This window comes from Vibrio orientalis CIP 102891 = ATCC 33934, from assembly GCF_000176235.1.
Classification (GTDB): Bacteria; Pseudomonadota; Gammaproteobacteria; order Enterobacterales; family Vibrionaceae; genus Vibrio; species Vibrio orientalis.
In genome coordinates this window covers 666604-680285 of the sequence record NZ_ACZV01000004.1, presented here as the reverse complement: position 1 = coordinate 680285, position 13682 = coordinate 666604, and the positions used below count along the sequence as shown (strand labels likewise).

Annotated in this window: 11 protein-coding genes; 8 read left to right on the top strand and 3 right to left on the bottom strand. The window is 44.6% G+C overall.

Going from position 1 to position 13682, the window contains the following annotated elements; all coding sequences use genetic code 11:
- The first annotated feature begins 1 nt into the window (after position 1).
- Together luxG and ribB are read left to right on the top strand one after the other, a co-directional pair.
- On the top strand, positions 2 to 703 hold the full coding sequence (gene luxG / locus VIA_RS06535; RefSeq protein ID WP_004411875.1) for a flavin mononucleotide reductase LuxG: 702 nt from the start codon (positions 2 to 4) through the stop codon (positions 701 to 703).
- A 22-nt stretch (positions 704 to 725) separates the two neighbouring features.
- Positions 726 to 1418, top strand: coding sequence for a 3,4-dihydroxy-2-butanone-4-phosphate synthase (ribB, locus tag VIA_RS06530; protein ID WP_004411872.1), 693 nt, complete (start codon positions 726 to 728; stop codon positions 1416 to 1418).
- Positions 1419 to 1694: 276 nt separating this feature from the next.
- On the opposite strand, the gene msrB is transcribed toward ribB, so the two are convergent.
- Positions 1695 to 2831 carry a peptide-methionine (R)-S-oxide reductase MsrB gene (gene msrB / locus VIA_RS06525; protein WP_004411869.1) on the bottom strand — a complete coding sequence of 379 codons (1137 nt, stop codon included), beginning with the start codon at positions 2829 to 2831 and terminating at the stop codon, positions 1695 to 1697.
- Positions 2832 to 2993: 162 nt separating this feature from the next.
- Positions 2994 to 4196, bottom strand: a complete 1203-nt coding sequence (locus VIA_RS06520) for an aromatic amino acid transport family protein (protein WP_004411867.1) — start codon at positions 4194 to 4196, stop codon at positions 2994 to 2996.
- Between the two features lie 585 nt (positions 4197 to 4781).
- On the opposite strand from VIA_RS06520, the gene VIA_RS06515 reads away from it, so the two are divergent.
- From VIA_RS06515 to VIA_RS06505, 3 genes are read left to right on the top strand one after another with little or no spacing between them, the layout of a single operon-like run.
- Positions 4782 to 5357: an acyl carrier protein phosphodiesterase gene (locus VIA_RS06515; protein WP_004418763.1), complete on the top strand. Its 576-nt coding sequence runs from the start codon at positions 4782 to 4784 to the stop codon at positions 5355 to 5357.
- A 35-nt stretch (positions 5358 to 5392) separates the two neighbouring features.
- Entirely contained in the window at positions 5393 to 6652 is a 1260-nt protein-coding gene (locus VIA_RS06510; protein ID WP_004411862.1) for a DEAD/DEAH box helicase, read from the top strand.
- 15 nt (positions 6653 to 6667) lie between these two features.
- Positions 6668 to 7201, top strand: a complete 534-nt coding sequence (locus VIA_RS06505; protein WP_004411861.1) for a GNAT family N-acetyltransferase — start codon at positions 6668 to 6670, stop codon at positions 7199 to 7201.
- A gap of 68 nt (positions 7202 to 7269) precedes the next feature.
- Here the strand turns inward: VIA_RS06505 and VIA_RS06500 are convergent, their stop codons facing one another.
- A complete protein-coding gene (locus VIA_RS06500; RefSeq protein WP_004411859.1) occupies positions 7270 to 8397 on the bottom strand; it encodes an acyl-CoA desaturase in 1128 nt (375 codons plus the stop codon).
- 236 nt (positions 8398 to 8633) lie between these two features.
- Between VIA_RS06500 and VIA_RS06495 the strand changes: the two genes are divergently transcribed.
- From VIA_RS06495 to VIA_RS06485, 3 genes are all read left to right on the top strand, one after another.
- Entirely contained in the window at positions 8634 to 9194 is a 561-nt protein-coding gene (locus tag VIA_RS06495) for a GNAT family N-acetyltransferase (RefSeq protein WP_004411857.1), read from the top strand.
- A gap of 102 nt (positions 9195 to 9296) precedes the next feature.
- Positions 9297 to 10415, top strand: coding sequence for an efflux RND transporter periplasmic adaptor subunit (locus VIA_RS06490; RefSeq protein ID WP_004411855.1), 1119 nt, complete (start codon positions 9297 to 9299; stop codon positions 10413 to 10415).
- A 10-nt stretch (positions 10416 to 10425) separates the two neighbouring features.
- Positions 10426 to 13578, top strand: a complete 3153-nt coding sequence (locus VIA_RS06485; protein ID WP_004411853.1) for an efflux RND transporter permease subunit — start codon at positions 10426 to 10428, stop codon at positions 13576 to 13578.
- Positions 13579 to 13682: the final 104 nt, after the last annotated feature.

The window sequence follows — 13682 nt, the reverse complement described above, 5'->3', positions numbered from 1 at the left end:
AATGTTATGTACGATAGAAAAAATTGAGCCGTTAAGTGACTTGATATTCCGAGTGTTACTCAAGCCGGATCAGCCTTTTGAATTTAAGGCAGGGCAGTACATTAACGTCAGCTTAAGCTCTGGCTGTTTACCGTTTTCTATTGCTTCATGTCCTTCTAACGGTTCGTTCTTAGAACTCCATATTGGTGGCTCTGATATCAGCAAGAAAAACACGCTTGTGATGGAAGAACTCTCCAATTCTTGGGTCTGCGGCAATATGGTTGAAGTGAGCGAAGCACGAGGCGAGGCTTGGCTGCGTGATGAGAGTGTCAAACCTTTGTTATTGGTCGCAGGCGGGACAGGAATGTCTTACACCCTAAGTATTTTGAAAAATAGCTTAGAGCAAGGGTTTACCCAGCCAATTTACATCTATTGGGGTGCCAAGGATATGGACAATCTGTATGTGCATGACGAGCTGGTGGATATTGCGCTTGAAAATAAAAACGTTAGTTATGTGCCAGTCACCGAAATATCAACTTGTCCGCAATACGCTAAGCAAGGAAAGGTGTTGGAGTGTGTGATGAGTGATTTCCGTAACTTATCTGAATTCGATATCTACTTGTGTGGTCCTCGCAAGATGGTTGAAGTGGCTCGTGATTGGTTCTGTGACAAAAGAGGGGCAGAACCGGAGCAACTTTATGCGGATGCGTTCGCTTATTTGTAATCAGTATGAAGGAAAAGAAACTATGAGCTCAACGTCACTACTAGATGAGTTTGGCACTCCACTACAAAGAGTAGAAAGAGCGATTGAAGCTCTACAAAATGGCCTTGGCGTTCTATTAATGGATGATGAGGAGCGTGAGAACGAAGGCGACCTTATTTTCTCTGCACAGCATCTTACCGAAGCGCAAATGGCACTCATGATTCGTGAATGCTGTGGCATCGTGTGTTTGTGCTTAACGGAAGAACGCGCCAATTGGTTGGAGCTTCCTCCTATGGTGAAAGATAATTGCAGTAAAAACCAGACCGCTTTTACGGTTTCGATTGAAGCGAAAGAAGGGGTGACGACAGGGGTCTCTGCGAAAGATCGCGTGACAACGGTCAAAACGGCCACTTGTTTTGATGCTCAACCAGAAGATTTAGCAAGACCAGGCCATGTTTTTCCACTGATTGCGAAAACAAATGGCGTGTTGGCCCGTCGAGGTCATACCGAAGGTACGATCGATTTGATGTATCTAGCAAACTTAGTCCCATCAGGGATCCTTTGCGAACTGACTAACCCTGACGGAACCATGGCGAAACTGCCAGAGACCGTTGAGTTTGCACGGCGTCATGGAATGACAGTACTCACTATTGAAGATATCGTCGATTATCGAACGGGCATCGACCTGAAAAATGAATATGAGAGTAGCTTAGTGTGTGAAGTGAGTTGGTCTTAGTATTTAAAGTTGCTTTGTTTGTTCAGTCGCCTAGCTGACTTTCCGCCCTCATCGGGCGGTTTTTTATGTGCTCAGCCAAGTGAAACCGCTTTTTCCGGTTCCCAACTGTAAAGCAATGATTAGAATAGTGCCTTAAACAAATCACAGTATGATGTGAATAGCATGTTTGATGGTCAGAGTTGCGCTACCTGCTAGCAAAATAACGGCTAGTCAATGCAAATAAAAAGGGCAACCTCTAACTGAGGTTGCCCTTTTTGTATCGACGTGTTGGATGGATTAACTGTCGAATAGGTATAGATACTCGCCGTAACCTTGTTTTTCTAACTCATCGACGGGGATGAATCGCATCGCGGCGGAGTTCATACAGTAGCGCAGGCCCGTTGGTGCAGGACCATCTTTAAATACGTGCCCAAGGTGAGAGTCGGCAAATCGGCTTCTTACTTCGGTACGTGGGTAAAGTAGGTGGTAATCGGTTTTAGTGACAATGTAACCTTCATTGATTGGCTTGGTGAAGCTTGGCCAACCTGTACCAGACTTATACTTGTCAGTTGAAGAAAACAAAGGTTCACCAGTTACGATATCAACGTAGATACCGTGCTCTTTGTTGTCCCAATATTCGTTGTTGAATGCACGTTCGGTGCCTTCTTCTTGCGTCACGTAATATTGAAGGTCAGTCAAGTTTGCTTTGATCTCTTTATCAGACGGTTTGCTGTAGTTCTTAATGTTTGAAACCGCGTTCTTCTCATCAATCAATTGGCGTAGAGTGACCGGATTGTCTTCACGCTCATCACCGAAGATGTCATCTAAGTATTGGTCACGGCCAGACGCATAACGGTAGTAGTTGTAACGGACTTTATTTCGCTTGTAGTAGTCCTGATGGTAGTCTTCGGCAGGCCAAAACTTAGTGAATTTGATTAGCTCCGTTTTGAGCGGCTTTTTATAGATACCGAGCGCATCGATTTCGGCCATGAAGGTCTCAGAAATCTGCTTTTGTTGGTCAGTATGGTAGAAGATAGCAGGGCGATAGTGGCGACCTCTATCAACAAAAGAACCTTGATCGTCAGTCGGGTCAATGTGGCGGAAAAACTGATCGAGTACCTGCTCATAGTTCACCGCTTTAGGGTCATACTTTACTTCAATAACTTCTATGTGGCCGGTTTTACCCGATGACACCTGTTTATAGGTTGGGTTCTCAACATTTCCACCTGCATAGCCTGATACTACGTCTAAAACACCAGGCAACTTTTCAAGGTCCGATTCCGTGCACCAAAAACAACCACCCGCGAGCGTTGCGACTTCATATCCCTTTGAAGTTTTTGTTTTCGTCATATCACTATCTGCATTGCCTACAAAAGAGGCAAGGACAGCGATGGCAGCAATAGCTGAGAAGGCAAACTTAAACTTCGTTTTCATATCAACCTCATCGATTATGTATCGGTATTGAGTAATAAGAACGGATCTTAAAAAGAAAAATTGCACCGTATGTGAAGTTTTAGTCGATTAATTTACAAAACGATCAAAAACGGCGCCTTAAAGACGCCGTTTTTATTGATTATTTTATGTTGGGGAAAGTTATCAACCTAGAGCAGGCAACACACCCATAGTGATAAGTAACTGCGCGCCAACAATACATACACCGACTGTGCTAGTCACGGCGAGTCCAAGATTGCCGCCAATCACTTGGTAGTGGTTTTGTTCAGATTGAGCACGCACTTTCTTCACCATTAGAATTGGTAGGAAGATAGCTAAAACAACTAGGGCAATTGCCGCGTAACCTAACGCCATGATAAAGCCTTGTGGGTAGAACAAAGCGAAACCCATTGGTGGCAAGAAGGTAACAGCGCCTACAAGTACGCGAGAGTTACCTTTACCTTGCTTTTTAAGGCTATCACCCAAGAACTCAAACAGACCTAAACTTACACCTAAGAAAGAGGTAAGGAGCGCAAGGTCAGCGAATACACCAATAGTTTGGCCTAAGTTTGATTTATGAACCGTTGTCGCAAGCGTTGAAATAAGCGCGCTTAACCCTTGGTTATCTAACAGAGTAGATTGATTGACTACGCCTAGCGTTACCAACTGCCAAAATACGTAGATGATCAGTGGAATTGCTGAACCAATCAGAATGGCTTTACGCAGCGACGGAGTATGTCCATCTAGGTAGTTAACAATCGCCGGGATACTGCCGTGAAAACCAAATGAAGTAAAAATAACCGGAATGGCAGCAATCACTAGCCCTTGCTCGACAGGCATGCTCAGTAAGTATGATTCGGTGACGTTAGGCGCTAAGAAGGTCAGTACCATCGCCATCGCAACAATCTTAACTAAGAAAAGCACGCGGTTTACCTTATCGACCGTTGATGTACCGACTGTAACGACAGCAGCAACGATAAACGTGAACAGTAGGGTTGATGTGGTGTTGGAAACCTCGATTCCGGTAAAGCCAGAAATACGATCAGCGAACTGCGAACCACCACCAGCAATGTACGCGGCACACAATGCGTAGAACAAGAACATCATGGCGAAGCTTGCTACCCATTTGCCTTTTTTACCCAAAAATTTATTTGCTAAGGTGTGAAGGGTAGCATCCTGCTCAGCGTGTTGATGTATTTCAATCATTAGCAGTGCGGTGTAAGCCATTAATGACCAAAGCGCGATCATAATGATAAGTGATGTTGTGAACCCAATTCCAGCTGAAGCGAGTGGTAGCGCCAACATACCAGCACCAATAGTAGTACCAGCGATGATCAAAGTACTACCCAATACCTTTGATTTATCCATTGTATATATTTCTTTACGTTATTGTGGTGAAGGTTTAGTCATTTAGCCCGCTTACAGCTTTGTTATTGGACGAAATAACTATCTGTAACGGCATTATTCAAGATGAAGGGGATGATTTCAAGTGAAATGTACGGATAATTTACCAGTGGTGTAAAGTTGAGTTTACACATCTTGTGTGGAGCTCTTACGTAAACGTTTACTTGAGATATGATTCAAACCATAGCCAGTTTTTACTTTCTCCTTTCAAAAAACTGTCATATAAGTGGTTTAAAAAGGAACACAAGTACTGCATATTGGTACTAAGGCCTTCGCCGGTCTTGAAATAATGTTTTAAAAGGAGGTCAGAATGAGTGACCAAACAACTAACGAAGAATGCCTTGAGCTACTTGATGCGATGGAAATTGGCTTTGAGCTCTCAGACTATGAGCAGTCAATTGAAGAACTCGCAGAAGAGATCTTTAAATAAAATTCTTCGACAATAGAAACCACTGTTTTGGTGGATAACAGAAAGAGCCAGTGCAAATGCGCTGGCTTTGTGCTTTATACTACTAGGTAGTTATCAATAAACAGCGACTAGGGATCACCTTGAATTATCTTGCTCACCTGCACATTGCCGATCACTGTCAATCTAGTTTGCTCGGTAACTTGTTGGGTGACTTTGTGCGAGGGAATCCTGAAAGTCAGTTTTCGCCGCAAATATCCGAAGGTGTTCGGCTGCATCGCTTTGTCGATTCCTTCACCGATAGTCATCCATTGGTAATAGAGTCTAAAGGGCATTTCCCGCAAGGTGTTCGCCGTTTCTCCGGTATCGCATTAGATATGTTTTGGGATCACTGTTTAGCTAAACGCTGGTCTGAATTCCACTCTCTGAAGCTGGATAGTTTTTGCCAGTTTGCACAGCAGAATGTTGAATTGGAGATTCCTACTACTTTACCTGAGTCGTTTGTTCGCACATCCACCGCGATGTGGCAAGGGAGATGGTTAGAGTCTTATCAACACATCGAGAACATCGAGTTTGCACTGAGCCGGATGTCTAACCGAAGACCAACCATGACGGTGCTTTCACAGTGCTTCCCTTATATTGAGTCAAACTATCACCAGCTTGATGAAGTATTTAGTGCCTTCTACCCAGAGATACTAACCGCTAGCAAAAGATTCTGATAGAATCGTCGACCTTGCAATTATAGGTAATTTACATGTCGACCGATTTCCAATCTCTTGGGCTGTGCTCAACGCTTTTAACTACGCTTGAAAAGCTAAACTTTAAACTGCCGACTGAAGTTCAAAAGCACGCCATTCCTCATGTGTTAGAAGGCCAAGATGTGCTTGCTGGCGCTCAAACCGGCACAGGAAAAACGGCAGCGTTTGGCTTACCTATTATTCAGCGTTTACTTGAGTCAGAAACGACACGTGATATTCAAAGTAATGATGTACTGGCTCTTGTGCTTGTGCCGACTCGTGAACTAGCACAGCAAGTCTTCGACAACATTACTCTATATGCTCAAGATACAATTATTAAAGTGGTCACCGCTTATGGTGGCACGAGCATGAACGTGCAAACGCGTAATCTTGATCAAGGCTGCGATATCCTCATTGCGACACCTGGTCGACTTCTTGATCACTTGTTCTGCAAGAACATCAACTTAACCAAGACACAGTACTTAGTCTTAGATGAAGCGGATCGCATGCTCGACATGGGCTTTATGCCAGACATCAAACGCATCCTTAAAAGATGTAATGAAGAGCGTCAGACGATGTTCTTCTCAGCAACGTTTGATAAGCGCATTAAGACCATCGCTTATAAGATGCTCAGTGAGCCAGTTGAAGTGCAAGTAACGCCATCGAACAGTACTGCTGAAACCGTCAAGCAGATGGTCTACCCAGTGGATAAAAAGCGTAAAGCCGAGCTGTTAGCGTACCTAATTGGTTCACGCAACTGGCAACAAGTTTTAGTCTTTACCAAAACCAAGCAGGGCAGCGATGCTTTGGCGAAAGAGCTTAAACTCGATGGTATTAAAGCGGCATCAATCAATGGTGATAAAAGCCAAGGTGCGCGTCAAAAAGCGTTAGATGACTTTAAATCTGGTCAGGTACGTGCACTTATCGCGACCGATGTCGCAGCGCGTGGCTTAGACATTCAGCAACTCGAACAGGTTGTGAACTTCGATATGCCGTATAAAGCGGAAGATTATGTTCACCGTATTGGCCGTACTGGACGCGCTGGTAAAGAAGGTTTCGCGGTGTCATTAATGAGTCGAGATGAAGAGTACTTGCTTGAGGCGATTGAACGCCTATTAGACGGTAAGCTGCCTCAAGAGTGGCTTGAAGGATTTGAACCTAGTTTGATTGAAGAGGTTGAAACGGATCGCTCACCAAAACGCAAAGGTCGAAACTCTGACAAGCGCAAAATGAAGGCTAAACTTAAGATTCATGCTAACCGTGGTAAAAAGCGCTAAACCAAAGGAATGTAGGTGAACAGTAAAACGGATTTGACTGAACTTACATTGGCACTGCTCACTCTTGAAGATGCTGAGCAGTTGCTGATTTTCGAATCGGAAAACAAATCTTGGTTCGAGCAATTTATCCCTCCACGGGAACAAGACTTCTATTCACTTGATGGGGTTAAAGCTCACATTCAAGAGTTCCTACTCGAATACAAATGCCGTCAGTTGCTCCCATTACTTATCAAAGACAATAACCAAACCATTGTGGGACGACTCAATTTTTCAAATTTAGACTTTAAGAAAAAGAGCGCTCACGTTGGTTATCGAGTTGGTCAGCGATTCGTCTCTCAGGGTGTAGCAACACGAGCATTAGAGAGAGGAAAGGTCATTTTGAATGCCCAGGGAGTTGAGCGTTTATTTGCCTATGCCGAAGTAGAAAACAAAGCTTCGCAAAAGGTGTTGTTATCGAATGGCTTTACTAAGGTTCGTGTAGTGAAAGATTACGCTAAACTCAATGGCAGTATGATTGATTGTATTGAGTTTACATTAAAAACGGATTAATTAGGTTTTCCCTCGAGTTTGCAAAAAAGGCTCTCATATTTTAATGAGAGCCCTTTGAGTATTGGTCGCTATGCGTATTGAGCGACAAGCATTTCCCAACTTTTCCGCTGAGCGGCGAGGTCGCTCTTCATTTGCTGGTAGCGAACTTTTAACAGGGAACGTTCATATTTCTGTGTTAAGTCAGCACGTTTAGCTTCCAACATCTGCTTTTTCACGTCGTAGTAGTCAGACATTTTGACCATTAGCTCTTCAAATTCTTTGTTTAATGCCTCGTTAAGCAGCTTAGCGTTTGGTAGCGAACTCACGTTCTTAGACGCCGTGGTGAGCGCTTGTTTCGCTTTGGCCTTTTCAATCTTTAGCTTAGGTGTTACTCGCAGCTTTTTAGTTAGCCCGAGCCAAGAGCAGGATTTTATCAACCATTTTGTTGGATCGTATTGCCACCAGTAAATGCCATTGCGGTAGTCATTTTCGAAGATGTGGTGGTAGTTGTGGTAACCCTCACCGAATGTGAACACGGCCAAAACTCCGTTATCACGAGCGGTATTCTTGTCTGTGTATGGCTGTGAGCCCCAGATGTGCGCCAGTGAGTTGATAAAGAATGTAGAGTGATGGCTAAGTACTAAGCGCAATACACCAACGACGAGCAGCATGCCGATCATATCGCCGTAGATTGCACCTAGAAGAATTGGGATACCAAAGTTAGTCGCAATAGCCAGTGGAACATAGTATTTGTGTTGCCACATTACTATCTTATCTTTCTGTAAATCTCGGCAATTTGAGTAGTCAGTGTAGGTGTTCGCATTGTACTCACGCAGCATCCAACCAATATGAGAAAACCAAAAACCGCGTTTCGCTGAGTAAGGATCTTTATCGTTGTTATCAACATGCTTGTGGTGGATACGGTGATCGGAACTCCAATGAAGTGCACTATTTTGCAGAGCGAAGGCACCACCGATGGCGAAAAGTAAGCGTAATGACCAGTGCGCTTCAAAAGTTTTGTGCGACCACAATCTATGATATCCGGCAGTAATCGATAGGTTACAAAACGAAAATGCGACAACAAACCAAATAAGGTGTTCGGCGCCATAGCCTAATGTGATTCCATACCAAGGAACTACCACGGTAGCGACGATAAATGATGATAAAAAGATAAAAATGTTTAACCAAATCAGCGGTGGTTTACTAGAGCCAGACATGGTGATTTCCTTTCAGCTAACAGTTGTTCGCTAGAATATCAGCGTACACGTGTAAGTCAAACGGGATAATTCAAATTTATGAGGCGTAAAAGGGATATTTGGTAACGATTTGTAGCTTTTATAAGGGTGACTATGCATTACGAATAGGTAATGTTTCAGAATGTTTGGCTTTTAGTTAAATGTTTTATAGTATGAAGGGGTAAACAATCCTTACAGGAAGTAATAAGGTACTACAAATGGAATTGAAAGTAGCTGAATATAGCGACTACGAGCGCATTGCTACACTGCATGCAGAGAGCTGGAAGAAGTTTTACTACGGGATACTCGGTAAAGACTTTCTCGAAAATGATGTTCAAGATGAACGATCCGCAATTTGGCAAACTCGCCTAATTAACCCACCGTTTAACCAACATGTCGTGCTCCTTGAAGAAGGCGGGCTACTGTGTGGCTTTATTTGCGCATTTGGTAATCATGATTTTGAAAAAGGGACCATCATTGACGCTCTGCATATCGATCCCGCCTATCGAGGGCGTGGTTTAGGTGTGCAGTTGTTATCTGAAATGGCAAAGTGGATTGCACAGTATTTCCCAGACAATGGCGTCTATTTAGAAGTCATGAAGGACAATAAACAAGCGGTAGAATTTTATGACCATCTAGGCGGAAAGTGTGACCTAGAAAGGTTGTGGAATGCGCCTTGTGGCAATCAAGTCCCGGAGCTTGTCTACAAGTGGAATTCAGGGCAAGAACTACTAGATTGTGTGGCTAGTCACATTAAGTCTGGAACTGTAACAGCTTGATACACTTAAGCTGAGCGTCCTGATAATTCTCGGACATTAATTTGTAGACCGTTAGGTAGCTTTAGATAAGCCCATTTTTTTATTTATCTAACGGTCTATTCAATGAAAAAAACGTTACTCTTCACGGCACTTAGTAGTGCTCTTTTTCTCGTAGGATGCGGCGATAATACCCAAGGAAAGCAACAATTACCTGCCCAGCTCGTAGTAGCAGAGCAAGCTCAATTTACTCCTCATCAGCAGAGCAAATCTTACATCGGACGCGTTGAAGCTGTTGAAGATACCAATATCACTGCTCAAGTGACTGGCTATCTTAAAGCGAGACATTTTGAAGAGGGTGAGATGGTCGAAAAGGGCCAGTTACTCTACTCAATCGAACCATCATCATTTGAAGCACAACTCGCAAGTGCCAAAGCTGCGTTGGCTCAAGCAAGAGCGACACTAAAGAAAGCAGAACTCGACTTCGAACGTGGTAAAAACCTATTGCCTAAAGGCAGCATTTCTCAATCTGAATTCGATAACCTCAACGCTGCATTGCTAGGTGCACAAGCACAAGTTGAAGCTGGAAAGGCACAGACTCACCTTGCAGAGGTCAATCTCTCCTATACCCAAATTAAAGCACCGTTTTCGGGGCGTATTGCACAAAGTAAAGTAAGCACCGGTGATTTGGTCTCTCCTCAATCTGGCATTTTGACGACATTAGTGAGCTTAGATCCTGTTCATACCAGCTTTAGTATCAGTGAACGTGAACGTCTAGAACTTGGTATGGATAAGGTTAAAGGGGAAGGTTCAGCTGATGCAGTAGAAGTACAAGTGGTACTGGAAAATGGCCAACCGTTTGAACATTTAGGCAAGTTAGACTTTTTAGGCAATCGAATTGACCTGAACACCGGTACATTGGCAATGCGCGCTATTGTTGATAACCCTGACTATCGCTTACTACCAGGCCAGCACATTCGTATCGAACTACGTGAAAAACAACCGATGGATGTCATCGTCATTCCACGCCGAGCTGTACAAACTGACCTAGAAGGTAACTTTGTCATGGTTGTAGCAGAAGGAAACGTTGCAGAGCGAAGAAACGTTGAGCTTGGCAGACAATTAGAGAAAGGAGTCATTGTCAGAAGTGGTATCAATGCGGACGAACAAGTCATTACGCAAGGATTACAGCGTATCCGTAATGGTGTTCCAGTTCGTTTTGAACAGCCACAAACTGCTGAATAGAGAGGTGTAAATGTTAAGTCGTTTCTTTATCCAGCGCCCTAAGTTTGCGCTGGTCATCTCTATCATATTGACTTTGGCAGGGGCGATCTCGTTAGCGATCTTGCCTGTAGCTGAATATCCGAAAATCAGTCCGCCATCGGTGAGTGTGACAGCGTACTACACAGGCGCAAGTGCTGAAGTTGTTGAGCAGGCAATAGCGGACCCGATAGAAACCTCGGTCAATGGCGTCGAAAACATGATCTACATGTCTTCGAAAAGTGCTAACGACGGCTCGTATAATCTGAACGTAACGTTTGACGTTGGCACTGACCCTGACATGGCGCAGGTTAACGTACAAAACCGTGTGTCTCAAATTGAGTCTAAACTGCCTCAAGAAGTGCGTATGGTTGGTGTGACCGTTAAAAAGCGTTCGCCTGACCTGCTAATGGTACTTAACTTTTACTCACCAGATGGTAAGTATGACGATCAATTCTTGATCAACTACATTAACCTTAATGTGAAAGACCAATTGGCGCGCGTTAAGGGCATTAGTGAGGTTAGCGTAATTGGTGGCGGTGAATACGCAATGCGTGTTTGGCTTGATCCAGAAAAAATGGCTAACTTGAAGCTAACCACAAGTGATGTATACGGCGCATTAGCAGAGCAAAACGTACAGGTCGCAGCTGGCCGTGTTGGCGCAGCGCCGTACAGTGAAGCGCAAGAAGTGCAGTTCAACCTTGTAACTAAAGGTCGATTGGAAAGCGTTGATGAGTTCGAGAATGTGGTTCTACGCGCGAATCCTGATGGCTCTTCAGTTTACCTAAAAGATGTTGCACGCGTTGAGCTAGGTAAGAAGTTCTACGATGGTAGCGGTAAGTTCCGTGGCCAAGACGCGTCCATTGTTGCTCTGTCTCTACAATCAGATGCTAACGCATTGGAAAGTGGTAAAGCGGTCATGGAGCTGCTTGATAACTTAAGTGTCAACTTCCCTGAAGGGATGGCGTACGAGACCAGTTACGACACCACAGTGTTTGTCGCCGAGTCAATTAAGGGCGTAGTTAAAACTCTAATTGAAGCAATTTTGTTGGTGATTGCCGTGACCTACCTGTTCCTAGGTAGTGCTCGCGCAACACTAATTCCTGTTGTTGCGATTCCTGTATCTCTGATTGGTACGTTTGCGATCATGCAGACCACAGGTTTCACCATCAATACGGTTACCTTGTTTGGTTTGATTCTTGCGATTGGTATCGTAGTTGATGACGCGATTTTGGTAATCGAAAACGTCGATACGACAATGGCAAAAGATCCATCTTTATCACCGCGTAAAGCGACCTTAATCGCGATGAAAGAGGTGACTGGGCCAATTATCACCTCTACCTTGGTGTTATTGGCGGTATTCTTGCCAGTAGCGATGCTTCCGGGCATAACAGGGATCATGTACCGCCAGTTCGCGCTGACGATCTGTATTTCGGTTGTTATCTCTTCTATCAATGCACTGACGCTGTCACCAGCCTTGTGTTCATTGGTGTTGAAGCAGGGTGGTGGCAATACATCACGCTGGTTTACGGCATTCAATTCAGGTTTAGAGCGCATTACGGTGCGTTACGGTCAAATTGCGGGCTTCTTGGTTAAGAAAGCATTGCTTCTGGTGGCGTTCTTTGTTGTTGCAGTTGGCGCGGTGACATTCTTCGCTAAAACCACTTCAACGGCGTTTGTCCCACAAGAAGATAAAGGCATCTTGCTGGTTAATGTACAGTTGCCAGATGCAGCGTCGCTATCTCGTACTGAGGAAGTGACCAAGCAGCTTATCGATATGGTTGAGCAAGAGCCGGGTGTTGATGGTATTACCGTTGCTAACGGTTACGCATTTATGACCGGTGCAGCGGCATCTAATGGCGCGTCATTATTCATCAAGCTACATGACTGGGATACAAGAAATAGCTTTGATGGCGACCATTCAGCCAACGCAATTGCGCAGCGTATTAACGGACGTGCGGCGATGCAGTTACCACAAGCCATTGTCTTTGCCATGGGGCCACCGGCCGTTCCAGGAATGGGTGCTGCGTCAGGCTTTGAGTTTGTACTAGAAGATACGCTAGGTCGAAGCAGAACCGATCTTGCGATGGTGATGGGCCAGATGATTGAGGAAGCGAACAAGCAACCTGAAATTGGCTTCACCTTCAGTACATTCCGCGCCAACGTGCCTCACTACTATGTTGATATCGATCGTGAGAAAGCGCAGCAACTTGGAATTCCACTATCAAGTGTCTTTCAAACGCTACAGGGTAACTTAGGCTCGCTTTACGTCAACGACTTCACCATGTTTGGTAAGAACTTCCGAGTGACCATGCAAGCGGATGGGGAACACCGTAAAGGAATGGAAGACCTAGAGCGTTTCCATGTGCGTTCATCAAGCGGCGAGATGATTCCTTTAAGCACCTTAGTGAGCTATGAGCAAATCTTTGAGCCAGATGTTGCATGGCGTTACAACATGTACCGCAGTGCGATTATTCAAGGTCAACCTGCACCGGGATACTCAAGTGGTGATGCGATTGCTGCCATGGAGCGCGTCGCAGCAGAGATACTACCGCAAGGTTATCAATATGAGTGGACTGGTATGGCCTACCAAGAAGTTCTTGCGGGTAACCAAGCTATCTTCGCGTTTGCCCTCGCGTTGATCTTTATCTACTTGTTTATGGTTGCGCAGTATGAGAGTTGGACGATTCCGCTCGCGATCATATTGGTGGTGCCAATCGCGACCTTAGGTTCTTTCTTGGCTCTGAACTTAACAGGGACACCGCTGAACCTGTATGCACAGATAGGCTTAGTACTACTCATAGCGCTCGCGGCGAAGAACGCAATTTTGATTGTAGAGTTCGCCAAAGTAGAGCGTGAAGAGAAAGACGTGCCGATTGATAAGGCAGCGGTAGAAGGGGGTAAGCTGCGCTTTAGAGCGGTGAATATGACGTCTTGGTCATTTATCTTGGGTATCTTCCCGTTGATCTTTGCATCCGGTGCAGGACACGTGAGCCAGAACTCTTTAGGTATTTCCCTAATCGGTGGACTTTTGTGTGTACTCTTAGCGGGGACATTCTTAATTCCGGGCTTCTACGCCATGGTTCAGCGTAAACGCGAAAAAGCACATGGTGGCAATACCAAGCTGATTCCATTAGATGACGAATAGAACTAAATTAAACACCCAATAAACAAAACCCTAGCAAATCTGCTAGGGTTTTTCGTATCAGGGCGACAGTAAATCAGTATTTCATTGCCAGTCTAATCATACCA

Coding starts and splice junctions, on each gene's coding strand:
- luxG (WP_004411875.1), top strand. CDS start 2: ATGTTATGTACGATAGAAAAAATTGAGCCGTTAAGTGACTTGATATTC.
- ribB (WP_004411872.1), top strand. CDS start 726: ATGAGCTCAACGTCACTACTAGATGAGTTTGGCACTCCACTACAAAGA.
- msrB (WP_004411869.1), bottom strand. CDS start 2,831: ATGAAAACGAAGTTTAAGTTTGCCTTCTCAGCTATTGCTGCCATCGCT.
- VIA_RS06520 (WP_004411867.1), bottom strand. CDS start 4,196: ATGGATAAATCAAAGGTATTGGGTAGTACTTTGATCATCGCTGGTACT.
- VIA_RS06510 (WP_004411862.1), top strand. CDS start 5,393: ATGTCGACCGATTTCCAATCTCTTGGGCTGTGCTCAACGCTTTTAACT.
- VIA_RS06500 (WP_004411859.1), bottom strand. CDS start 8,397: ATGTCTGGCTCTAGTAAACCACCGCTGATTTGGTTAAACATTTTTATC.
- VIA_RS06495 (WP_004411857.1), top strand. CDS start 8,634: ATGGAATTGAAAGTAGCTGAATATAGCGACTACGAGCGCATTGCTACA.
- VIA_RS06490 (WP_004411855.1), top strand. CDS start 9,297: ATGAAAAAAACGTTACTCTTCACGGCACTTAGTAGTGCTCTTTTTCTC.
- VIA_RS06485 (WP_004411853.1), top strand. CDS start 10,426: ATGTTAAGTCGTTTCTTTATCCAGCGCCCTAAGTTTGCGCTGGTCATC.